Annotated in this window: 20 protein-coding genes and 1 tRNA gene; 14 read left to right on the top strand and 7 right to left on the bottom strand. The window is 37.0% G+C overall.

The genetic code is table 11. From position 1 onward, the window contains the following. Positions 1-142: 142 nt before the first annotated feature. Positions 143-1,711, top strand: a complete 1,569-nt coding sequence (locus EG849_RS11680; protein WP_125013266.1) for a L,D-transpeptidase family protein — start codon at positions 143-145, stop codon at positions 1,709-1,711. A gap of 60 nt (positions 1,712-1,771) precedes the next feature. On the opposite strand, the gene EG849_RS11675 is transcribed toward EG849_RS11680, so the two are convergent. After that, entirely contained in the window at positions 1,772-2,647 is an 876-nt protein-coding gene (locus EG849_RS11675; protein ID WP_125013265.1) for a T9SS type A sorting domain-containing protein, read from the bottom strand. Positions 2,648-2,886: 239 nt separating this feature from the next. On the opposite strand from EG849_RS11675, the gene dusB reads away from it, so the two are divergent. Next, positions 2,887-3,885, top strand: a complete 999-nt coding sequence (gene dusB, locus EG849_RS11670) for a tRNA dihydrouridine synthase DusB (protein ID WP_125013264.1) — start codon at positions 2,887-2,889, stop codon at positions 3,883-3,885. Between the two features lie 93 nt (positions 3,886-3,978). On the opposite strand, the gene EG849_RS11665 is transcribed toward dusB, so the two are convergent. From EG849_RS11665 to rbfA, 3 genes are all read right to left on the bottom strand, one after another. Then, entirely contained in the window at positions 3,979-5,403 is a 1,425-nt protein-coding gene (locus EG849_RS11665; RefSeq protein WP_125013263.1) for an MATE family efflux transporter, read from the bottom strand. Positions 5,404-5,553: 150 nt separating this feature from the next. Further along, positions 5,554-6,747 carry an ABC transporter permease gene (locus EG849_RS11660; RefSeq protein WP_125013262.1) on the bottom strand — a complete coding sequence of 398 codons (1,194 nt, stop codon included), beginning with the start codon at positions 6,745-6,747 and terminating at the stop codon, positions 5,554-5,556. Beyond that, a complete protein-coding gene (gene rbfA, locus EG849_RS11655) occupies positions 6,748-7,140 on the bottom strand; it encodes a 30S ribosome-binding factor RbfA (RefSeq protein ID WP_125013261.1) in 393 nt (130 codons plus the stop codon). Between the two features lie 283 nt (positions 7,141-7,423). On the opposite strand from rbfA, the gene mce reads away from it, so the two are divergent. Then, positions 7,424-7,825 (top strand): methylmalonyl-CoA epimerase, encoded by a 402-nt coding sequence (gene mce / locus EG849_RS11650; protein ID WP_125013260.1) that lies wholly within the window; start codon positions 7,424-7,426, stop codon positions 7,823-7,825. A gap of 101 nt (positions 7,826-7,926) precedes the next feature. Further along, a tRNA-Ile gene (locus tag EG849_RS11645) sits at positions 7,927-8,000 on the top strand. Positions 8,001-8,272: 272 nt separating this feature from the next. Here EG849_RS11645 and EG849_RS11640 read toward each other — a convergent pair. Beyond that, positions 8,273-8,662: a Fur family transcriptional regulator gene (locus EG849_RS11640; RefSeq protein ID WP_125013259.1), complete on the bottom strand. Its 390-nt coding sequence runs from the start codon at positions 8,660-8,662 to the stop codon at positions 8,273-8,275. A gap of 95 nt (positions 8,663-8,757) precedes the next feature. Between EG849_RS11640 and EG849_RS11635 the strand changes: the two genes are divergently transcribed. Together EG849_RS11635 and EG849_RS11630 are read left to right on the top strand one after the other, a co-directional pair. After that, complete coding sequence (locus EG849_RS11635) at positions 8,758-9,117, top strand: MerC domain-containing protein (protein ID WP_125013258.1); 360 nt, start codon at positions 8,758-8,760, stop codon at positions 9,115-9,117. After that, on the top strand, positions 9,101-10,033 hold the full coding sequence (locus tag EG849_RS11630; RefSeq protein WP_125013257.1) for an NAD(P)/FAD-dependent oxidoreductase: 933 nt from the start codon (positions 9,101-9,103) through the stop codon (positions 10,031-10,033). Before EG849_RS11635 ends, EG849_RS11630 begins: the two co-directional genes overlap by 17 nt. Position 10,034: 1 nt before the next feature. Here EG849_RS11630 and EG849_RS11625 read toward each other — a convergent pair whose 3' ends face one another. Next, the gene (locus EG849_RS11625; protein ID WP_125013256.1) at positions 10,035-12,413 is read right to left on the bottom strand and encodes a PAS domain-containing protein; all 2,379 of its coding nucleotides are present in this window, start codon (positions 12,411-12,413) and stop codon (positions 10,035-10,037) included. Positions 12,414-12,868: 455 nt separating this feature from the next. Between EG849_RS11625 and EG849_RS11620 the strand changes: the two genes are divergently transcribed. Both EG849_RS11620 and EG849_RS11615 read left to right on the top strand, forming a co-directional pair. After that, the gene (locus EG849_RS11620; RefSeq protein WP_125013255.1) at positions 12,869-14,053 is read left to right on the top strand and encodes an MFS transporter; all 1,185 of its coding nucleotides are present in this window, start codon (positions 12,869-12,871) and stop codon (positions 14,051-14,053) included. A 911-nt stretch (positions 14,054-14,964) separates the two neighbouring features. Continuing rightward, a complete protein-coding gene (locus EG849_RS11615) occupies positions 14,965-15,243 on the top strand; it encodes a hypothetical protein (RefSeq protein WP_125013254.1) in 279 nt (92 codons plus the stop codon). A gap of 31 nt (positions 15,244-15,274) precedes the next feature. Here the strand turns inward: EG849_RS11615 and EG849_RS11610 are convergent, their stop codons facing one another. Then, a complete protein-coding gene (locus tag EG849_RS11610; RefSeq protein ID WP_125013253.1) occupies positions 15,275-15,862 on the bottom strand; it encodes a riboflavin synthase in 588 nt (195 codons plus the stop codon). Positions 15,863-15,922: 60 nt separating this feature from the next. On the opposite strand from EG849_RS11610, the gene pdxA reads away from it, so the two are divergent. From pdxA to accC, 6 genes are all read left to right on the top strand, one after another. Further along, the gene (pdxA, locus tag EG849_RS11605; RefSeq protein WP_125013252.1) at positions 15,923-16,969 is read left to right on the top strand and encodes a 4-hydroxythreonine-4-phosphate dehydrogenase PdxA; all 1,047 of its coding nucleotides are present in this window, start codon (positions 15,923-15,925) and stop codon (positions 16,967-16,969) included. Between the two features lie 84 nt (positions 16,970-17,053). Then, positions 17,054-17,602 (top strand): YceD family protein, encoded by a 549-nt coding sequence (locus EG849_RS11600; protein WP_125013251.1) that lies wholly within the window; start codon positions 17,054-17,056, stop codon positions 17,600-17,602. A 9-nt stretch (positions 17,603-17,611) separates the two neighbouring features. Next, positions 17,612-17,806, top strand: coding sequence for a 50S ribosomal protein L32 (gene rpmF / locus EG849_RS11595; protein ID WP_125013250.1), 195 nt, complete (start codon positions 17,612-17,614; stop codon positions 17,804-17,806). A gap of 166 nt (positions 17,807-17,972) precedes the next feature. Beyond that, the gene (locus tag EG849_RS11590) at positions 17,973-18,971 is read left to right on the top strand and encodes a beta-ketoacyl-ACP synthase III (RefSeq protein ID WP_125013249.1); all 999 of its coding nucleotides are present in this window, start codon (positions 17,973-17,975) and stop codon (positions 18,969-18,971) included. Between the two features lie 24 nt (positions 18,972-18,995). Then, positions 18,996-19,478 (top strand): acetyl-CoA carboxylase biotin carboxyl carrier protein, encoded by a 483-nt coding sequence (gene accB, locus EG849_RS11585; RefSeq protein ID WP_125013248.1) that lies wholly within the window; start codon positions 18,996-18,998, stop codon positions 19,476-19,478. Between the two features lie 96 nt (positions 19,479-19,574). Continuing rightward, positions 19,575-20,921 (top strand): acetyl-CoA carboxylase biotin carboxylase subunit, encoded by a 1,347-nt coding sequence (accC, locus tag EG849_RS11580; protein ID WP_125013247.1) that lies wholly within the window; start codon positions 19,575-19,577, stop codon positions 20,919-20,921. Positions 20,922-21,024: the final 103 nt, after the last annotated feature.

The following is a 21,024-nucleotide window of genomic DNA, read 5'->3' as shown; positions in this document are numbered from 1 at the left end:
TTCTTAAAATTCCTAAAACCCGATTTCCATAATTTGGAATCGGGTTTTGTGTTTCCAAATGTTAAAAAAATATTAGATGTTTGTGGTGTTTTTTAAGATGTTGCTTTTAATTGGTATATTTATTAAAAACAAAAACAATCCTATGAAAAGAATATTTTTAATTTTATTGATCTCCCTGATGGCTTCTCTTTCGGTGGTTTCTTGTAAAAAGAAAGAAAAAGATTTGTCAGATATTGAGGTAAATCCCGAAGACAGGGTCATTCAGTTTGACAGTACCGAAGTGGCTGGTTTTTTTACTAAATATCCTGATTACAAAGAATTCGAATCAGATATTAGGCAGCTTTACAAAAAGCACGATTATCATTATTTGTGGTTTGACAAAGGCGGCGTGATCGAATTTGCTGAAGCCGTTTTTAATCAGGTAAATCAAATTGATGCGGAAGGAGTTCCGGTAAAAGTGCCTTACAAAGACCAAATTGACACTATTTTCTACGAAAACTCAAATAAAAAACCAAATGCAAATTCTGAACTTTTGGTTTCGGCCATGTATTTTTTTTACGCTAAAAATGTGTACCAAGGTTTGGATACAAAAGAAAGCAAGCAAACCGGATGGTATCTACCTCGAGAAAAAACATCTTTTGTAGCCTACTTGGATACGTTGATGAAAGATCCGACGCTTTTGAGAAAAGATGATTCAGAGATGATTCCGCAATATTACAACTTAAAAAAGGGATTGCAGAAATACAGAGAAATTGAGAAAAAAGGCGGTTGGGGAACAATTGCGTTAGAAGAAGGGGTGAAATCTTTAAAGCCCGGCGACAGTTCTGCCACAATTTTGCAAGTCAGAAAACGGCTTGTTGCTTCGGGTGACTTGAGCAAAGATTCGGGTTCCAACGTTTATGACGAAGAATTAGTAAAAGCAATCACAGCTTATCAGTTGAAAAACAATCAAGTTCCGGATCAATTGATCGGGTCCAACTTGGTCAAAGATTTGAATATTTCGGTACAAGAAAGAATCAAAACAATTGTGGTTAATATGGAACGTTGCCGATGGATTTCTCCAAATTTCATCAAAGGAGGAAATTATATTGCGGTAAACATTCCTTCGTATAAAATGCGCTACATTAAAGACGGAAAATTGAAATTAGAATCAAATGTGGTGGTCGGAAAAGAACTGCATCAAACCGTTGTTTTCAGCGGCCAGATGAGTTATTTGGTATTCAGTCCGTACTGGAATATTCCGAAAAGTATTTTGGAAAACGAAATCAAGCCCGCAATTGCCAAAAACAGCAATTATTTGGCGCAGCACAATATGGAATGGAACGGAAACACGGTTCGCCAAAAGCCTGGGCCTACCAACTCTTTAGGTTTGGTAAAATTTATGTTCCCCAATTCAAATAATATTTACCTGCACGATTCGCCGGCAAAAGGGCTGTATGAAAAAGAAAGCCGCGCATTCAGCCATGGTTGCGTTCGCGTGGAGAAAGCAAAAGAATTGGCGAACGCGATTTTAGAAGATGACAAAAACTGGAATTCTAAAAAAATTGACGAAGCGATGAGCGCCGGAACAGAGAAAAATTATGGATTGAAGAAAAAAATCCCGGTATATATTGCCTACTTTACTGCTGGAGCTGATGAAAACGGAAATGTAAGCTTTTTTGAAGATGTTTACAAAAGAGACGGCAGATTGGCATCGCTATTATATAAATAAAAATTTTGATAATTATAGAGTAAAAAAGCGACTGTTTATTGCAGTCGCTTTTTTTTGGTATTAGTTTTTGATAAACTTTTTTGTGGTGCTGAAATTGTTTCCGTCTAATTTCAAGATGTAAAATCCGTCCGAAAGATGATTAACCGGAATGATGTTATTTTCAGAAGTAATAGTTTGCTCTGCCAAAACTTTTCCTGAAATGTCAATAATGCTGTAAGAAGTAAATTCTGAAGAGTTTCCTAATTCTAAATTCAAGAAATTTTTTGCAGGATTTGGATACAGTTTTATAGTTGAAGCCAATTCAGGATTGTCAATACTTAAATTACATTCTGAATTCATATCCACAACAATCGGCTGGCCAACATTAGAGTTAGAATTCTGAGGGCAAACACCCGCATATCCAACGGCATGATAAGAACCGGGGCCTGTAATCAAATAAGTGTTTCCAGTTTCTCCAGGAAGTAATACTCCGTCTTTGTACCATTCCATATTGATAAAAAATTCGTTGGTAGAAAGTAAAACAGTTGCACCCTCACAAAGAAAAAAACCTTCTGTATCCGGATTGTAAGTCATTGTGTCATTGTCAATCGGGTAATTAACGCTAAAGCCCATCCAGTTATAGCTATCAATTTGAATGGCATTTGACTCAAAAGTTTCATTGTTTAGGGTAACCACCACTTTAAATAACGATTGGTCATAAGTAAACCAGTCATAAGTAAAGGACGCCGCAGTTGCTCCTTCAATCGCAACATACTCATCCTCTGTAAACCAAAATTTAGAAAACCACTGGTAAGAATCATAGGTGATTCCGTTGGTAATTGTTGCCGTTCCATCCGTGTAAGGACACATCATGGTATCTCCCGTAATTGTTGGAGCTTGAGCCAAAGCTGCTTGTAAGCCGCCAAGACATAAAAGCAATAGTAAAATTCTTTTCATAAGTGCTGTTTTAATGTAATTTGTTTGTCATCTGATTTGCATCATAATAAGAGTACAATTTTACTCCAAAATAAACAAAGGTCAGTCTTTTCAACCATTACAAAGTGTGACAGAAAGTGTGACAAAGTGTGACACCTCTAAATTTGCTGCAATTTATCAAAGTATTTCAGTGCAGGCTGCGAGGCAATTAAGGTTTTCTTAAATCTAAATTTTGTAATTTTGCACCAAAATAATTGAAGATGGTCAAGATTGGCAACATAGAATTACCCGATTTCCCTTTGCTTTTAGCTCCGATGGAAGACGTCAGCGACCCGCCTTTCCGCAGGTTGTGCAAGCTTCACGGTGCTGATATGATGTATAGCGAATTTATTTCTTCCGAAGGGCTGATTCGCGATGCCATGAAAAGCCGCCAAAAGTTAGACATTTTTGATTATGAACGCCCAATCGGAATCCAGATTTTTGGAGGCGATGAAGAAGCGATGGCGCTTTCTGCAAAAATTGTTGAAACCGTTCGCCCTGATATAGTAGACATCAATTACGGCTGTCCCGTAAAAAAAGTAGTTTGCAAAGGAGCCGGGGCTGGCGTATTGAAAGATGTGGATTTGATGGTTCGCTTGACAAAAGCGGTTATCAAAAGCACGCATCTTCCGGTAACAGTAAAAACCAGATTGGGTTGGGACGAAGATTCTATAAATATTGATGAGGTTGCCGAAAGATTGCAAGACATCGGAGTTCAAGCTTTGACCGTCCATGCACGCACGAGAGCGCAGATGTATAAAGGTCATTCAGACTGGACGCACATCGAAAGAGTGAAAAATAATCCGAGAATCACGATGCCGATTTTTGGAAACGGAGATATTGATTCACCAGAAAAAGCATTAGAATATAAAAATCGTTTTGGCCTTGACGGAATGATGATTGGCCGTGCGGCAATTGGTTATCCGTGGATTTTTAATGAAATCAAGCATTATTTTAAAACCGGAGAAAAATTAGCGCCGCCAACAATGGAAGATAGAGTGGAAGCAGCCAGAAATCACCTGACTTGGTCAATGGACTGGAAAGGCGAACACATCGGGATTGTGGAAATGAGAAGGCATTATACCAATTATTTCAAAGGAATTCCAGGTTTTAAAGAATACAAACAACGCTTGGTTACAACAAATGATGCCGACGGATTGTACAAAACTTTAGAAGAAATCACTGAAGTTTTCGGAAGCTTTCAGTTTGTGCAGCAATAAATAAATTTTTAAAATATAATGATATTAGAAAAAGATTCTAAGAGGTGAAGTGCTAAACTTTGCAACTTAGAATTTTTTTTAATTTATAACTTTTTAAACCTCAATCGTCTTCCATTTTCCTTTCTTGAACAAAATATATCCGGCAATGGTTATCGCTGTTTCCGCAATCGGTATGGCCAAGAAAACGCCAGTCGGTCCCATATTTAAAACCTTCGCCAAGACATAAGCCATTGGAATTTGGAACAGCCAAAATCCGAAGAAATTAATCCAGGTCGGTGTCCACGTATCGCCGGCTCCGTTAAAAGTGCTGATTAACACCATCCCGATTCCGTAGAAAATATAACCTAAGCTCATAATTCGAATCGCTTCCACAGCAATGCTTTGCACCAAAACATCGTTCGTGAAAAAAGCGGCAATATATTCAGCGCCAATTAAAGTGATGACCATAATGGTTGCCATAAAAATCACATTGTATTTTGCGGTCTGCATTACTGATTTCACGGCTCTGTCGACTTGTTTTGCACCTAAATTTTGCCCCACCAAAGTTGCTGCGGCATTGCTCAATCCCCAAGCGGGCAAAATGAAAAACATCATGATCCGCAGGGCGGTTTGGTAACCTGCCGAACCGTGGTCACCACCAGTTTCGGCCACTAATTTCGCCAAGAAAATCCAACTGCAAGACGCAATTACAAATTGTAAAATCCCCGGTGCGGCCACTTTTACAATTGCTTTAATTTGGTTAAAATCTGGAATAAAATAGCTTCCGATAATTTTTAAAACGCCTTTTCCGTTGAATAAATGATAGGCTTGATATAAAACGCCGATCGTTCTTCCGGTCGTCGTTGCCATTGCGGCGCCAGTCAGCCCAAAAGCAGGAATCGGTCCGAAACCATTAATTAAAATCGGACATAAAATAATATTGCAGATGTTGGCAATCCACAAGCTTTTCATGGCGATGGCAGCGTTTCCGGCACCACGAAAAATTCCGTTGATCAAAAACAACAATACGATCGAACTGCTTCCGGCCATCATGATCTGCATAAAAGCGGTTCCGTGCAGGGCGGCTTCTTCCGAAGCGCCCATCAACATTAGGATTTCTGTTGCATAAATGAATCCGAAGAAACTGATTACTGCATTTAATACTAATGAAATTACAACTGCCTGCATTCCGGCTTTTGCTGCTTTTATTGGATCTTTCTCGCCAATTCTTCGGGCAACCACTGCTGTTGCAGCCATGCTTAATCCGATGGCAAGTGAATAGATGATGGTCAGGACGGATTCGGTCAGGCCAACGGTCTGTATGGCGAAACTGCTGTTTTCTAAATGGCCTACGAAATATAAATCGACCAAGGCAAAAACCGATTCCATCATCATCTCTAAAACCATCGGAATCGCTAATAAAATAACGGCTTTTCTGATGTTTCCGGATGTGTAATCAAAGTCGGCTTCTCCGCGAAGCGATTGTTTGGTAACAGTAATTATTCTGGATAAAAAATTGGGTTTTTCTGTCTTTGTCATAATTTGATAATAAAAAGTGAACGCCGCCAGAAGTTGTTTTGGCAACAATAAGAGCTAATCAAATGACCTAAAAAGGGCTAGGCCTGGACAAAAACAATCATAAGGCAGTAATTTTGTGTACAAATGTAGAATTATTTTTTGAGTAAAAGATTACTCCAAGAGTTTTTTAGTGACTCTGCTTGAGGCGATTAACGAAGAAATAAATCCTAAAGTGAAAATCGTGGCCAAAACAAGCAGCACATTTTCAATATTAAAAATCACAGGATAAGGCATGCTGCTGGTAATCATTACGAGCAAAAATTCTTGCTGCAGCAAAACGATTCCAATTCCTAAAGCCAATCCTATGGAGCCGCCTACAACAGTCAAGATGGTGCCCTGAAGTAAAAATATTTTTCTCAAATTTTTGACTTCCACACCCAAATTGTAAAGTGTTTTTAAGTTTTTCTGCTTGTCAATGATCAGCATGATTATGGCTCCGGCCAAAGTGAAAAGCGTCAGAATAATCACCAAGGTAAAAATCAAATACAGCGCGGTTTGCTCGGTATTCAGCATTTTATAAAGCGAATCATTCATCTGCTCCCGGTTTTTAATCGTGATTTTATGGGCAAAAATCGTTTGGAGCTGATCTGAAATTGCGCCTTGGTTTGCACCAGATTTTAATTTAAATTCAATTCCCGATACTTGATTGGGCTTAAACTGAAGCAATTCTTGCGCCAGGCCTAAATCGGCAAAAACATATTTATTGTCTAATTCTTCGCTCACTGCGTAAATTCCAGTAGGCAAAATTTTCGAAACATTAAAAGCCTGTTTCGGGTCAATTGCGCCTTTTCCAGGTTTTGGAACATATACTTCCAACGGAATGCTATAATCAAAACTCAGCGAAAGTTTTTGGAAAATGCCGTGGCCAATCACCACTTCAGGCGAATTTGGTTGCAACCAATTTCCCAAATAAAGGCTTTTTTCAACATTATTTACTTTTGAATACAAGCTGTCAACGCCTTTTAAATAAGTGACAACTTCCTTTCCGTTGTATAAAAAAAGCACGCGTTCTTCAATGGTTTTGCTGTAAGAAACAACGCCATCAATCGCTTTGATTTCCTTTTCTTGCTGGTCAGAAACCACCAAAGATTTGCCCAGCGTATTCGTGATTTTCAAGTCGGGGTCAAAATCATTTGAGAACGAAAGGCTGAAATCGCGCAAGCCGCTAAAGACTGAAAGCACCACAAACAAAGCGCACGCACCCACAATAATCCCCAGCGAAGCAATTCCAGTAATGATATTAATGGCGCTGCTTTTGCTGAAACTGACGGTGTAACGTTTTGCTATGTAAAATGGAAAATTCAATTAGGCTTTTCTTCTTTTTTCTAACAAGTCACGGTTCTCAATCGGGTTTTCTTTCCCTTTCAACGCATTGTTGATCTTCTCGATATAATCCAAAGAATCGTCAATATAAAACGTCAAATTCGGAACTTTGCGCAATTGCAAGCGAACTCTTTGCGATAAATCGTGCTTGATCAAAGGCGTATTTGTCTTGATTGCAGCTAAAATTTCTGCAGCCCTTTCCGTCGGAAAAATGCTTAAATGCACTGAAGCCACTGATAAATCTGAAGTCACATTCACTTTAGAAACCGAAATTATCAAATTTGAAATTCCGTTTTTTCTCACCTCTCCCTGAAGAATATCTACCAAATCATTTTGCAGTACGCTTCCAATTTTTTTCTGTCTATTTGTTTCCATTTTGCAAAAATACGATTTTAAGTCGAAAGTCTTAAAGTCAAAAGATTGAAACTCTCTTAACCAATAAAATTTTATATTTGTTTCAAGATCAGAAGCCCAACTAAAGGCGTTTTTTAAATGAAATTCCCGCTGCTTTTCCAAAGCTTTTATGGCTGACAGCGCCACAAAAGGCTTTTCCCTTGCATCGGGGCTATTTCCAGACGTTCAGGCTTCTTTTAAACTTTTGCAACCGTTGGCGAAAAACTTTTAGACTTTGTAACTTCGCCACACAGAAACTAAAACCATGAGAAAAATAGAACACATCGGCATTGCCGTCAAAAATTTAGAAATATCAAATGATCTCTTCGAAAAACTCTTCGGAGCACCGCCCTACAAGCAGGAAGAAGTGGCCAGCGAAGGCGTAAAAACCTCTTTTTTCATGAACGGCCCAAACAAAATCGAACTATTGGAAGCTACAACTCCCGATAGCCCGATTGCCAAATTCCTGGAAAAAAAAGGCGAAGGGATCCACCACATCGCCTTTGACGTTGAAGACATTGTTTCAGAAATCGAAAGATTAAAATCAGAAGGCTTCACCGTTTTAAACGAAATTCCTAAAAAAGGAGCCGATAACAAACTCGTAGCCTTCTTGCATCCAAAGGGAACTAACGGGGTTTTGATTGAATTGTGCCAAGAAATCAAATAGATAGGTTTTCTAAACGCAATTATTTTTAGCTTTCCCATAAATCAATCAGAAAAACATTTGGAGTGAACAAAAAATAGTGGTAATATTGCATCCTCTAAACCGGTCCTATAGCTCAGCTGGTTAGAGCACCTGACTCATAATCAGGTGGTCCCTGGTTCGAGCCCAGGTGGGACCACATTTTTAGAATAAAAAGCCTTTACAGCAATGTAGAGGCTTTTTTTTATTTATAAATAATTTAGTAAAAGCTAAGCAACGCATTTTAATTAAAAAAAGACGGCATTTACATCAGGTTCAGGTTAAAGGGCAAATCAATATCGCCAGAGATTTCTCCTGCATTTTTGCCGTGCTTTACAACTTATGCAACTTTAGAGCGTGTGGTTCATCCGTTTTTCAAAGCGGTTCCAGAACTGCTTTTGATTTTAAGAGACAAGAAAAAAATAGAAAAAATTATTTGCAGTCAGGACAGATTCCGGTAACGATGCACTGAATTTCTTGAACTTGGTATTCTTTTGGAAGATGAATTGTGGGTTCGCTATTTTCAACACACGAAACTTTTTGGCATTTCACGCAGTTGAAATGGATGTGGTCGTGGCGGTGTTTGTCCATGCATTGTTTGCAGAGCGCATATTGAACCACGCCTTCAATGCCTGTAATTTTATGGATTTTTCCTTCTTCGTGCAACCGGTCAAGTGCTCTGTAAATCGTCACCCGGTCACAAGAATCTTTCAGAATCGCTTGAAAATCTTTGTGCGCTAAAGCTTCCTTTTTTTCGGATAAGATTTTTAAAATCTGGTTTCTGACAGCAGAACTTCTTTCTCGAACAACTTTCTTTTCCATTATACAAAGGTATAAAAATAGAATTGCAATTGTGTTGCGTTTAAGATTTAAGTTTATATATTTGCAACAGCATTTCGTTTAATAAATTTAAAACTATGAAAAACAAATCCGCCTTTTTAGATATTTTAGGGATTTCAAGTGCCACACTTTGCCTCATCCATTGCATTGTCTTTCCGATGTTGACCATAATTCCGTTGGGATTAAGCCATAATCATTGGATTGATTTAGTATTTGCCTTAATCGGATTGTATGCCGTGATCCGAATAGGGCAGAAGCAGGCTAACCGCTATACTATGCTACTTTTTTGGGTGTCAATTGTTCTTATTATCGGATGCGTGATTTTTGAAATCGTTTCACATCATCATAGTAATTTGATTTATTTCGGCGCTTTTGGTTTGATTACGGCACACTTTTTAAACTATAAAAAACACAGAGAAAATGAATCCAAATCTTAATCCAGAAACGTTTGAAAATCCTACTTTTTTCGACGTAATTATAGTTGGAGGTAGTTATTCTGGACTTTCATCGGCAATGGCACTGGGTCGTTCGCTTCGCAAAGTATTGATTATCGACAGCGGTAAACCGTGCAATATCCAAACGCCATATTCTCATAATTTTTTAACCCAAGACGGAAAATCTCCGAAAGAAATTTCAGAAATAGCCAAATCGCAAGTTTCTAAATATGAAAACGTAAAATTTCAAAACGGAATTGCGGTCAATGCCGAAGAAACAACTTTCGGTTTTGCCGTTGAAACCGATTCTGGTGCGATTTTCAATGCGAAAAAACTCATTTTTGCGACAGGTTTGAAAGATATTTTCCCGGAAACTGAAGGTTTTGCGGAGTGTTGGGGTATTTCGATTTTGCATTGTCCGTATTGTCATGGTTATGAAGTACGTAATTTAGAAACCGGAATTATAGCCCATGGAGAAATTGGCTTTGAATTTTCTAAAATGATTTCAAATTGGACTAATAAGCTGACCTTATTCACCAATGGAAAAGCCACTTTTACCGAAGAGCAATTTGAAAAGCTTTGTGAAAAGAATATAAAGGTTAACGAGAAAGAAATTTCAATGGTACTTCACGTTCACGGAAAAATTAGCGCTATCGAATTTAAGGATGGTTCGCAAGCAAAGGTGGAAGCGGTTTATCCCAAAATAGATTTTGAACAGCATTGTAAAATACCAGAAAAATTAGGGTGTGAAATTAATGAACAAGGATTGCTTCAAGTGGATCAATTTCAAAAAACAACCGTTCCAGGGATTTATGCTTGTGGGGATAATTCAGCAATGCGATCTGTGGCATTTGCTGTTTCAAACGGGTCAATGTCTGGAGTTATGGCTAATAAAGATTTAATTTTTGAAAGTTTTTAAGCTATTTTTTCTCTTGTTTAATCGGCAACAAAAGAACAAATTTGGCTCCAAAGCTATCACTTCCTTCGGCAAAAATGGTTCCGTAATGGTTTTGGGCAATTTTTTTGCACATTGCCAATCCAATTCCGGTTCCTTCGTAGTCGGTTTTTCCGTGCAGACGTTGAAAAATGGCAAAGATTTTTTCGGCATATTCTTGCTTGAAACCGATTCCGTTGTCAGTAAAGGTGATTTTAACATATTTGGTTTTCGCAAAAGGTAAATTGTGTTTGATAACTTCTTCTTGCGATGCGTTTTCAGAGGTCAGCGTAATTTCTGGAGCAATTCCTTCGCGACTGTATTTGATTGAATTTGAAATCAAATTACTCAAAAGTTGAGAAATCTGCAACGGAATTGCTTCAATAACGGGCAGTTCCGTCCAATCCAGGCTTACATTTTTCTGCTCGATAATAAGTTCATAATCGGTAATTATTCTTTTTAAAGATTTGTTTAAATCCACTTTTCTGAAAACATCAGTGTCTTTTGAAAGTTGTGAATAGCCCAAAATATCTTTAATCAAATTCGACATTCTTTGCGTCGAACGGTTAATTTTGTTCATATAATTTAAAGAACGGTCGCTCACATTTTCCAAGCTTTCTTCTAACATTTTTCCGAAAATCGAAATCTTTCGCAACGGTTCTTGAAGGTCGTGTGACGCGATGTATGCAAATTGCTCTAATTCAGCGTTGGATTCTTTCAGGCTTTTGTTGGCTTCGGCTAAATCTTTTGTTCTGGCCGAAACAACTTCTTCAATTTTTCTGCGTGCCAGAACTTGTTGCGTAGTGTCGCTTGCTACCACAACAATACTTTTTACTTTTCCCGAAGCATCTTTTATAGGTTCATAAATGTAACTCGTATAGATGGTTTCTTGGGAATCTCCACGAGGCAAAATGAATTTCTGCTCTTCTGATTTATAAGAAGTTCCATGAATCATAATCTCGTCTAGAATTGGTTTTAACCCGTCATTTATCATCTCGGGCATGGCTTCAAAAAAAGGTTTTCCTTCTAAAAAAGAAGCCTTTCGTCCAAGAATTCTTTCCATTAAAGAGTTTATTATTCCAAATTTATAGTCTTCTCCATGGAAAATGCAGATGGCTACAGGGGCTTGAAGAATTATCATTCTAAAATTATTTTCACTCTTTTCGAGTTCTTTTTTTATGAGTACTTGTGCCGTAACATCAACAGCCATATGGTGGATTCCATAAATATGGCCATCTTGATTTCTGAGCGGTTTGTAAGTGAAGTTAAAGTAGGAATCTTTAAGTTCTCCGTCAATTAAAAGGGTTGCCATTTGTTCAAATCCGGTGTATTCTTCTCCGGTTTCATAAACCGCTTTCATCAATTTTGGAAAATCCTGATTTAGAAGTTCTGGAACGGCATTATACAGCGATTTTCCAATTGCTGAAGCGTCTTTTCCCCAAAAATTAAGCATGATATTGTTGGCATATTGCAAAATCAAATCCTCCCCTCGATACAGCGCAGCAGCAACAGTTGAATTTTCAATGAGCGTTCGATAGCGGTCTTCGCTTTCGGCTACTTTTTGTAGTGCAACATTAAGGTCAGTAACGTTTGCGGCGGTATTCATCACGCCATACACGTTTCCAGATACATCAAATAAAGGGGTAAAACTATAGTTGAAATAAAAAGTCTTGAGTTTCTTTTTGTGTTCTAAATCAATTCTTTGGTTTTTACTGTGGAAAGCTTTTCCGGTAGTGAAAACGGTATCAAGTTGTTGAAAAATTTCTTGATTTTCAAGTTCAGGTAAAATTTCAGAATAGGTTTTTCCGACTACCTCTTTTTTACCCCAAACGTCAATTATAGCTTGGTTTGCAAATGCAATTCTCATTTCTTTTCCAATGTAAATGCCAATCGGAAAAGGAGCACTTTCAATAAAACTCTGCAGTCTTTCGTCTTTTTGTGTGGCTTGAAAATTGTTTTTTTCTAAAATTTCTTCAGTGATATCTTCTAAGGTGAGAAGAATCATTTGTACTTGATTGTCTTTTAAAATGGGTTTGTTTGTAATCTTCCAATATTTTTCAATAGATTTTCCGGAAACATCGATGGTATCGTGACGATATCGGGTAAGTTTTGAAGTACTTTTTTTTGAAATACAGCGTTGAAATGCTTCTTTAAGTTTTTGTGAACTTTCTGTAAAGTTTGGATTTCCAATAAAATTTTTAAAAATGCTAATTCCAATTAGTTCTTCGCGAGATGTTGTAGTGAGTTGAACATAAGTTTCAGTTATTGAAATTAGTTCAAAACTATCATTTAGCGCATTTAACAACGCACATTTTTTTGGCATTGATTCAAAGATATTTTGGTAATCAATTGTAGGATGTTGCAATTTTATTAGATTTTGGAAAGGTATTGAGAATCAATATTAAAAATAATGTTTTTTTAAGCGACTCACAAATTATTTTTGATAGTTTAAGATAAAAAACTGAATTGTAAGGACTTTGAGGTTTTTGTTAACATATTAAGCTGTATTTAAATAGTTTTTTTTAAATAAATGACAAAATGTGATTTTCCTACAAAATTTATTTTTTGACAATGCTTTCATTTATATTTGGAATAGGTAGAAATAAAATCACATCTTTAAAAAAAGGATCTCTTTTTTAAGAACGAAGATGGTTTTTAGTTTAAGTTAATAGTTGTAGTTAAAGACCTATGGCATTAAAAAAGCTGTAGGTTTTTTTATTTATAAGAAATCAAATTACTATTGATTTTACCTTGTAATCTTGTGTGAAAATAAAGGATGTAAAAGCTGATGTTTGTATCTTTGTTGCATAATTTACGAATATGACTTCTTCTGATACAACAGTTCATCCCATTTATAATATTCAATTTGGACTGGTTTGTTTGAGCTCCCTTTTATTTTCGGCTAGTTTTAATATGCTGATTCCAGAATTGCCTGAATATTTGAGCAAAATGGGTGGCGCGGAATATAAAGGTTTGATTATTGCTTTGTTTACTTTGACGGCTGGAATCTCAAGACCTTTTAGTGGAAGACTGACCGACACTTTAGGTCGTGTTCCTGTAATGGCTGTTGGTTCGATAGTTTGTTTTGTGTGTGGTATGCTTTATCCGGTTTTGACAACTGTTTCTGGATTTTTGTTTTTAAGATTGATTCACGGATTTTCTACAGGTTTTAAGCCCACGGCAACTGCGGCTTATGTTGCTGACATTATTCCAAGAGAAAGATGGGGCGAAGCACTCGGCATCCACGGATTGTGTTTTAGTACCGGAATGGCCATTGGTCCCGCAATTGGGAGTACGATTAAAATTTATTCTTCAATGAATATGCTTTTTTATGCTTCCTCTGTTTTTGCTCTGCTTTCTATTCTAATTTTGATGAATATGAAGGAAACCTTAAAATACAAGCAACGTTTTAGTCTTCATATTTTAAAAATCTCTAGAAAAGATATTATTGCCGTTGAAGTTTTGCCAGCAGCTGTTGTGACGTTTCTTTCGTATATGGCTTATGGCGTTATTCTGACTTTGATTCCAGATTGGAGCCAGCATCTGGGAATTGCAAATAAAGGAATGTTTTTTATGGTATTTACCATTGCTTCGCTTTTGGTTCGTTTTGTTGCAGGAAAAGCTTCGGATAAATATGGAAGGCTCAAATTAATTAATGTCGGATTGGTTTTTTTAATTTTTTCACTCGTAATTACCGGATTTTCCACAACCGCAACAGGGCTGCTTTTTGGAGCTTTTGTATATGGAATTGCTACGGGAATCGTTTCTCCTGCCTTGAATGCCTGGACTGTGGATATGAGTTTTCCAGAGCATCGCGGCAAGGCGATGGCTACCATGTATATTGCTCTTGAAGCAGGAATTGGTCTTGGAGCCTTGTTTTCGGGTTGGGTATATCAAGATGCAATCTCAAAAATCCCGATGTTGATGTACTTTTCTGCCGGAGTTACTTTATTAGCGCTGCTTTATGTTTGGTATCGATTAAAATATAAAGAAGCCACACTATAAAATGCGGATTTAACTTTGATGGTGATGAGATAAATTTCTCTATTAATTTAATAGGGTAAACTTAAAACTATTTAAAATTTTTTTACGATTTTCCTTAAAATGTTTTGGCAATATTATTTTTAAACAATTCATTATCGCAAGCATTTAAAGCTTTTTCATAATAAAACAAGTGCTTTCATAATGGCTCTTGTGATTAAAAGACAAACCAATCATGTTGTTAAGTGCGAAACGTACTCAGGATTAGCATTGTGTTTTAAATACGACAAAGCTTCTGTCGCAAGACTTTGTGTCAAATCAAAATCATAATTTTCCATCGCAATCTCAGACAATTTTAGTAAAACATTAGGGCCCGTGTGCTGTCTCTTGTTTTTGTATAATAATTCTTTCGCCTTTTCAAAATAGAGATAGCTACTGTCAAGACTTGCTGAGGTTGCTGCTTTTTAAAGCGAAATTTTTTAATTCGTTTAAAATTAAATGGAGACTGTCTTTTTCAATGTCTTCGGAAACTTTTAAGTAAAGTGAACTATAAAGAAAATCATCTTTATTTGAGGTTTTTGAAGAGGTACTGGTTTTGTGCTTTCATTCATTTTGTTTCTGGCAAGAAAGGCAAAAAAGAAAAAGTAACTAAAAGTACAATCGAGGAGCATTGCTTCATGAAAGAATGTTTCCCTGAAAGCACTAAATATTTTATGATTTGCTGGCTGGTGGTATAGACGAAGATTAAATGATTCATTACGTTATGTTTCTTTAGATGAGCTATTTAATAACTTGAAAATTGTGAATAATGAAGATGGTAAAAAATACGTAAGAATTTTAATTCAAAATTAATTTTATTATAATTAATTTGAATTAGAAATGAATTTGCTACGTATTTATTTTTTAAAATTGATTTTTTACTTACTTTTACAGCCATGAAAAATGCTCCAAAACTATTTTTTATCGTATTGTTTTTATTAATGCAGACTGGATTGGCATTTGCTCTGGATCCGCCTGTGCCACCAGGTGAAGACTGTTGTGTTGAATTTGAAGATGATGTAGCAGCATATAACCAATGTTTGATGGATCCTGAGTCATATTGTAGTGCTCCGCTTCCTGCAAATAATTCAATTGATATATTAATGTACGTAGGATTGCTTTTTGGCACTTTTGTAATATTCAAAAAAATAAATCATAAAAAAACTCCGATGTAAATCGGAGTTTTTTGTTTTATAAAGGTTTTGCTTATCGCAATTGATTCAATCTCGTTACATATTTACCGATGACATCAAACTCTAAATTGATTTTTGTCCCGACTTTAAAAGTATTAAAATTGGTGTGTTCGTGTGTGTAAGGAATTATCGCTACGCTAAATTCATTTTTCTTTGAATTTACAACGGTCAAACTCACACCGTTAACGGTAATCGAGCCTTTTTCAATGGTAATGTTGTTAAGATCGGCGTCATATTCAAACGTATACTGCCAGCTTCCGCCATTTTCTTCCACACTTTTGCAGATTCCGGTTTGATCTACGTGACCTTGAACGATATGTCCGTCTAATCGGTCACCGAGTTTCATCGCTCTTTCTAAATTAACAGAATCGCCGAGTTTCCAATCTCCAATATTCGTCTTGTCAATCGATTCTTTAATGGCAGTTACCGTAAAATCATCGCCCGAAATGGCGACAACTGTTAAGCATACGCCGTTGTGCGAAACGCTCTGGTCAATTTTTAATTCATTTGTAATTGATGAAGAAACAGTGATATGTAGATTTTCCTGCTCTTTTTGTATGTTTTTTATCGTCCCGAGGGTTTCAATTATTCCTGTAAACATTGTGGTTTTATTTTACTAAATTTGCACTTCAAAATTAAGCAATAATAAGGAGCCAGTAGTATGAAAAAAGCAGAAAATATAATTATTGGAATTTCAATCGGAGATTTAAACGGTATTGGAAGCGAGGTCGTTTTAAAGACTTTCGAAGATTCTCGTATGCTTGAGCTTTGCACTCCAGTAATTTTTGCCAACGTGAAAATTCTTTCTTTTGCCAAAAAAAGCCTTGATGCAGAAATGCAATTGCACGGTATCGATGGCTTGGATCAAATCATTACAGGAAAAATAAACGTCCTGAATGTTTGGAAAGAAAGTGTAAATATTGAATATGGCGTCAATGATGAAAATGTTGGTAAATATGCCATCAAATCGTTTGTTGCGGCTACAAAAGCGTTAAAAGAAGGTTTGGTAGATGTTTTGGTAACAGCTCCAGTCAATAAATATAATATACAGGCAGAAGATTTTAAATTTCCGGGCCATACTGATTATTTGGACCAAGAATTAGAAGGTGATGCCTTGATGTTTATGGTTCAGGATAATTTGAGAGTAGGTTTGATTACAGACCATATTCCGGTAAATGAAGTTTCGTCGCATTTGACAGAGGCTTTGATCAAGAAGAAAATTGAAACCATACAAAAGTCTTTGATTCAAGATTTTAGCATCAATAAACCAAGAATTGCAGTGTTAGGATTGAATCCACACGCTGGCGATGGTGGCGTAATCGGAAAAGAAGACGACGAAATTATCAAACCTGTAATAAAAAAAATGTTCGAAAGCGGGACATTGGTTTTCGGGCCTTATCCGGCGGATGGCTTTTTCGGAAGCAATCAATATGAGAAATATGATGCCGTAATTGCGACCTATCACGACCAAGGATTGATTCCGTTTAAAACGCTTTCGTTTGGCAACGGAGTGAACTATACTGCGGGGTTGAATAAAATCAGAACCTCGCCCGATCACGGAACGGCTTATGATATTGCAGGAAAAGGAGTGGCAGATCACAACTCATTTAAAGAGGCCGTTTATTTGGCAATTGACATTTATCACTCTCGAAATGAGTATCAGATTATTAGCCAGAATCCCTTGAAAATAAAAGAAAAACAGTTATAAACAAAAAAATGTTTATAACGCTTTTGGATTTGCAATTATTTTATATCTTTGCACTCCCGAAGTTTAGGGCAAATTGTTGTGAAGATGAAAGTAACCAATGCATTTTTAATTCCTTTTATAGGATTAAAGTTAGGAAAACATCAGTTTGAATATCAAATAAATAAGGAGTTCTTTGAAGACTACCAATATGACGAGTTTGAAAGCTGTGATATTAAAGTCAACATAATTTTAGAGAAAAAAAGCACCATGCTTGAACTTCACTTTAAGCACAAAGGTACGATTCACGTTCCTTGTGACCTGACAAGTGAGATGTTTGATCTTCCGATAAAAGGAAATATCAAGCTTATCGTTCAATTTGCAGAAGCTTTTAATGATGATAATGAGGAATTGCTCATTTTGCCTTTCGGGGAACATCAGATTGATGTGAAGCAGTACATTTATGAAATGATAGCGCTTTCCATTCCTCTAAAAAGAATTCATCCAGGCATCAAGGACGGAACGTTGAAAACCGAAGCTCTTGACAAACTGAATGAATTGCAAATAAATGGCAAGGAACAAATAACTGATGTAAAAGAAGAAGAGACGACAGATCCACGCTGGGATCAATTAAAAAAACTATTAACGGATAAATAATATAGTAAAATGGCACATCCAAAGAGAAAAATCTCGAAAACAAGAAGAGATAAGAGAAGAACACATTATAAAGCGACTGTTGCTCAAATTGCTACATGTCCTATAACTGGCGAAGCACACTTATACCACAGAGCTTACTGGCATGAAGGTAAAATGTACTACAGAGGTCAAGTTGTAATCGACAAGCAAGAAGCTGTTGCTTAATACAATTTTGTAGATAAAAAACTTAACTCTCACGTTGTGGGAGTTTTTTTGTTATTTGTAATTTGTTGGTAAATAACAACTTGCAACAAGTTATGTTTTAGAAATTTTTTGTAATTTCCACCTCTTATTGAATTTAGTGATTCGGTAAGAAAATTATTAAAAACTTATGAATACAATCACAGCCGCAATTACCGCTGTTGGAGCTTACGTGCCAGATTTTGTGCTTTCAAACCAGGTTTTAGAAACTTTGGTAGATACCAATGACGAGTGGATTACTTCTCGAACAGGGATCAAAGAAAGACGCATGCTGAAAGATGATTCAAAAGGAACGTCTTATCTGGCAATCAAAGCGGCAGAAGATTTAATTGCTAAAAGCAATATCGACCCAGCAGAAATAGATTTAGTTTTGCTTGGTACCACAACCCCAGACATGCCAGTAGCAGCAACAGCAGTTTATGTTGCATCTCAAATTGGTGCTGTCAACGCTTTCGCCTATGATTTGCAAGCTGCATGTTCCAGCTTTTTATTTGGAATGTCAACAGCATCAGCTTACATCGAATCAGGCAGATACAAAAAGATTTTACTGATTGGAGCAGATAAAATGTCTTCAATAATTGATTACACAGATAGAGCCACTTGCATCATCTTCGGAGATGGGGCAGGAGCCGTTTTATTTGAGCCAAATTATGAAGGTTTAGGTTTTCAAAACGAAATCCTTCGCAGTGATGGAATCGGAAGAGAATTTTTAAAAATTGATGCAGGAGGTTCTTTGCTTCCGGCAACACACGAAACAGTTGATAAAAAGCAACACTATGTTTTTCAAGACGGAAAAACTGTTTTCAAATATGCTGTTTCAGGAATGGCAGACGTGAGCGAAAAAATCATGCAGCGCAACAATCTTAAACAAGAAGATGTAAATTGGCTGATCGCACACCAAGCAAACAAAAGAATTATTGATGCCACTGCCAATAGAATGGGAGTGGATGAATCAAAAGTTCTCGTTAACATTCAAAAATATGGCAATACCACTTCAGCCACATTGCCCTTGCTTCTAAACGACTTTGAGAAGCAATTCAAAAAAGGAGATAATTTAATTTTTGCCGCATTCGGAGGTGGATTCACTTGGGGATCTATTTATATGAAATGGGCTTACGATAAACAATAAAACTAAAACCTAAATTCGAATATCATGGATATTAGAGAAATTCAAAACTTAATCAAATTTGTAGCAAAATCAGGAGCTACTGAAGTAAAATTGGAGATGGATGATATCAAGATCACTATCAAAACTACTGATGGAGGTTCATCTGAAACTACAACTTACATTCAGCAAGCGCCAATGAGCCAGGCTCTGCCACAAGCTGCAGCTCCTCAGCCAACTAGTCCATCTGCTCCAGCAGAAGTTGCTCCGGCCGCTGATGATAATGCAAAATACATTACTATCAAATCTCCAATTATCGGAACTTTATACAGAAAACCATCTCCAGACAAAGCGCCTTTCGTAGAAGTTGGAACTACAATTTCTAAAGGTGACGTAGTTTGTGTGATCGAAGCAATGAAACTTTTCAACGAAATCGAATCTGAAATTTCAGGTAAAATTGTGAAAGTTTTAGTGGATGATTCGTCTCCGGTAGAATTTGACCAACCTTTATTCTTGGTTGACCCGTCTTAATTTAGATCATTAGATTGTTAGGTTTTTAGAACGCTTGAAGTGTCTCAAATCTAATTATCCAATTATCCAATTGTCTAATTATCTAATTAAAATAAGATGTTTAAAAAAATATTAATCGCAAACAGAGGAGAAATCGCACTTCGCGTGATCAGAACCTGTAGAGAAATGGGGATCAAAACGGTAGCTGTTTATTCAACTGCAGATGCTGAAAGCTTGCACGTTCGCTTTGCGGATGAAGCAGTTTGCATTGGCCCGCCGCCAAGTAACTTGTCTTACTTGAAAATGTCAAATATCATTGCCGCTGCAGAAATTACAAATGCAGATGCAATCCACCCAGGTTATGGTTTCCTTTCTGAAAATGCTAAATTTTCAAAAATCTGTCAAGAACACGGTATCAAGTTCATCGGAGCTTCGCCAGAAATGATTGACAGAATGGGAGACAAAGCTTCTGCAAAAGCAACAATGAAAGCGGCAGGAGTTCCAACAATTCCGGGTTCGGAAGGTTTGTTAGAATCTTATGAGCAAACCAAAAAATTAGCTAAAGAATTCGGATATCCTGTAATGCTGAAGGCAACTGCCGGAGGCGGAGGAAAAGGAATGAGAGCGGTTTGGAAAGAAGAAGAGCTTTTAAAAGCTTGGGAAAGTGCGCGTCAAGAAGCAGCTGCATCGTTCGGAAACGACGGAATGTACCTTGAAAAATTGATTGAAGAGCCTCGTCACATCGAAATCCAAGTGGTTGGAGATGCATATGGAAAAGCCTGCCACCTTTCTGAAAGAGACTGTTCGGTTCAAAGACGCCACCAAAAATTAACGGAAGAAACGCCTTCTCCATTCATGACAGACGAACTGCGTTTGAAAATGGGAGAAGCTGCTGTGAAAGCGGCAGAATTTATCAAATATGAAGGTGCTGGAACCGTAGAATTTTTGGTTGACAAACACAGAAATTTCTACTTCATGGAAATGAATACCCGTATCCAGGTAGAGCACCCAATTACAGAGCAAGTTATTGATTATGACTTGATCCGCGAGCAAATTTTAGTAGCGGCTGGCGTGCCAATTTCAGGTAAAAACTATTTGCCAGAATTGCACGCAATCGAATGCCGAATCAACGCTGAAGATCCTTACAATGATTTCCGCCCTTCACCAGGAAAAATCACTACGTTGCACACGCCAGGTGGGCACGGAGTACGTTTGGACACGCACGTTTATTCAGGATACACGATTCCGCCAAACTACGATTCAATGATTGCCAAGTTGATCACAACAGCGCAGACTCGTGAAGAAGCCATCAGCAAAATGAAACGTGCCTTAGATGAATTCGTGATCGAAGGTGTAAAAACCACGATTCCTTTCCACAGGCAGTTGATGGACGATCCAGCTTATGTAGCAGGAGATTACACCACAAAATTCATGGAAAGCTTCAAAATGAACGACCCAAAATAAATAGAAAATCCCAATCGAAAGGTTGGGATTTTTTTTTGGAGCAAAAAATATTGTTTTTGTTTTTAAAAATTAATTTTAAGAAATAATTAATATATTTGATATT

The sequence above is a fragment of the Flavobacterium macacae genome, from assembly GCF_003865365.1.
Lineage (GTDB): Bacteria > Bacteroidota > Bacteroidia > Flavobacteriales > Flavobacteriaceae > Flavobacterium > Flavobacterium macacae.
This window is presented reverse-complemented; position numbering and strand designations above follow the sequence as displayed.

Excerpts from the sequence above, each read along its gene's own strand:
- EG849_RS11675 (WP_125013265.1), bottom strand. The coding sequence starts at position 2,647 with ATGAAAAGAATTTTACTATTGCTTTTATGTCTTGGCGGCTTACAAGCA.
- EG849_RS11640 (WP_125013259.1), bottom strand. The coding sequence starts at position 8,662 with ATGGAAAAGAAAGTTGTTCGAGAAAGAAGTTCTGCTGTCAGAAACCAG.
- accC (WP_125013247.1), top strand. The coding sequence starts at position 19,575 with ATGTTTAAAAAAATATTAATCGCAAACAGAGGAGAAATCGCACTTCGC.
- EG849_RS11665 (WP_125013263.1), bottom strand. The coding sequence starts at position 5,403 with ATGACAAAGACAGAAAAACCCAATTTTTTATCCAGAATAATTACTGTT.
- accB (WP_125013248.1), top strand. The coding sequence starts at position 18,996 with ATGGATATTAGAGAAATTCAAAACTTAATCAAATTTGTAGCAAAATCA.
- EG849_RS11590 (WP_125013249.1), top strand. The coding sequence starts at position 17,973 with ATGAATACAATCACAGCCGCAATTACCGCTGTTGGAGCTTACGTGCCA.
- EG849_RS11610 (WP_125013253.1), bottom strand. The coding sequence starts at position 15,862 with ATGTTTACAGGAATAATTGAAACCCTCGGGACGATAAAAAACATACAA.
- dusB (WP_125013264.1), top strand. The coding sequence starts at position 2,887 with ATGGTCAAGATTGGCAACATAGAATTACCCGATTTCCCTTTGCTTTTA.
- EG849_RS11620 (WP_125013255.1), top strand. The coding sequence starts at position 12,869 with ATGACTTCTTCTGATACAACAGTTCATCCCATTTATAATATTCAATTT.
- rbfA (WP_125013261.1), bottom strand. The coding sequence starts at position 7,140 with ATGGAAACAAATAGACAGAAAAAAATTGGAAGCGTACTGCAAAATGAT.
- EG849_RS11635 (WP_125013258.1), top strand. The coding sequence starts at position 8,758 with ATGAAAAACAAATCCGCCTTTTTAGATATTTTAGGGATTTCAAGTGCC.
- EG849_RS11615 (WP_125013254.1), top strand. The coding sequence starts at position 14,965 with ATGAAAAATGCTCCAAAACTATTTTTTATCGTATTGTTTTTATTAATG.
- EG849_RS11680 (WP_125013266.1), top strand. The coding sequence starts at position 143 with ATGAAAAGAATATTTTTAATTTTATTGATCTCCCTGATGGCTTCTCTT.
- EG849_RS11600 (WP_125013251.1), top strand. The coding sequence starts at position 17,054 with ATGAAAGTAACCAATGCATTTTTAATTCCTTTTATAGGATTAAAGTTA.
- pdxA (WP_125013252.1), top strand. The coding sequence starts at position 15,923 with ATGAAAAAAGCAGAAAATATAATTATTGGAATTTCAATCGGAGATTTA.
- rpmF (WP_125013250.1), top strand. The coding sequence starts at position 17,612 with ATGGCACATCCAAAGAGAAAAATCTCGAAAACAAGAAGAGATAAGAGA.
- EG849_RS11630 (WP_125013257.1), top strand. The coding sequence starts at position 9,101 with ATGAATCCAAATCTTAATCCAGAAACGTTTGAAAATCCTACTTTTTTC.
- mce (WP_125013260.1), top strand. The coding sequence starts at position 7,424 with ATGAGAAAAATAGAACACATCGGCATTGCCGTCAAAAATTTAGAAATA.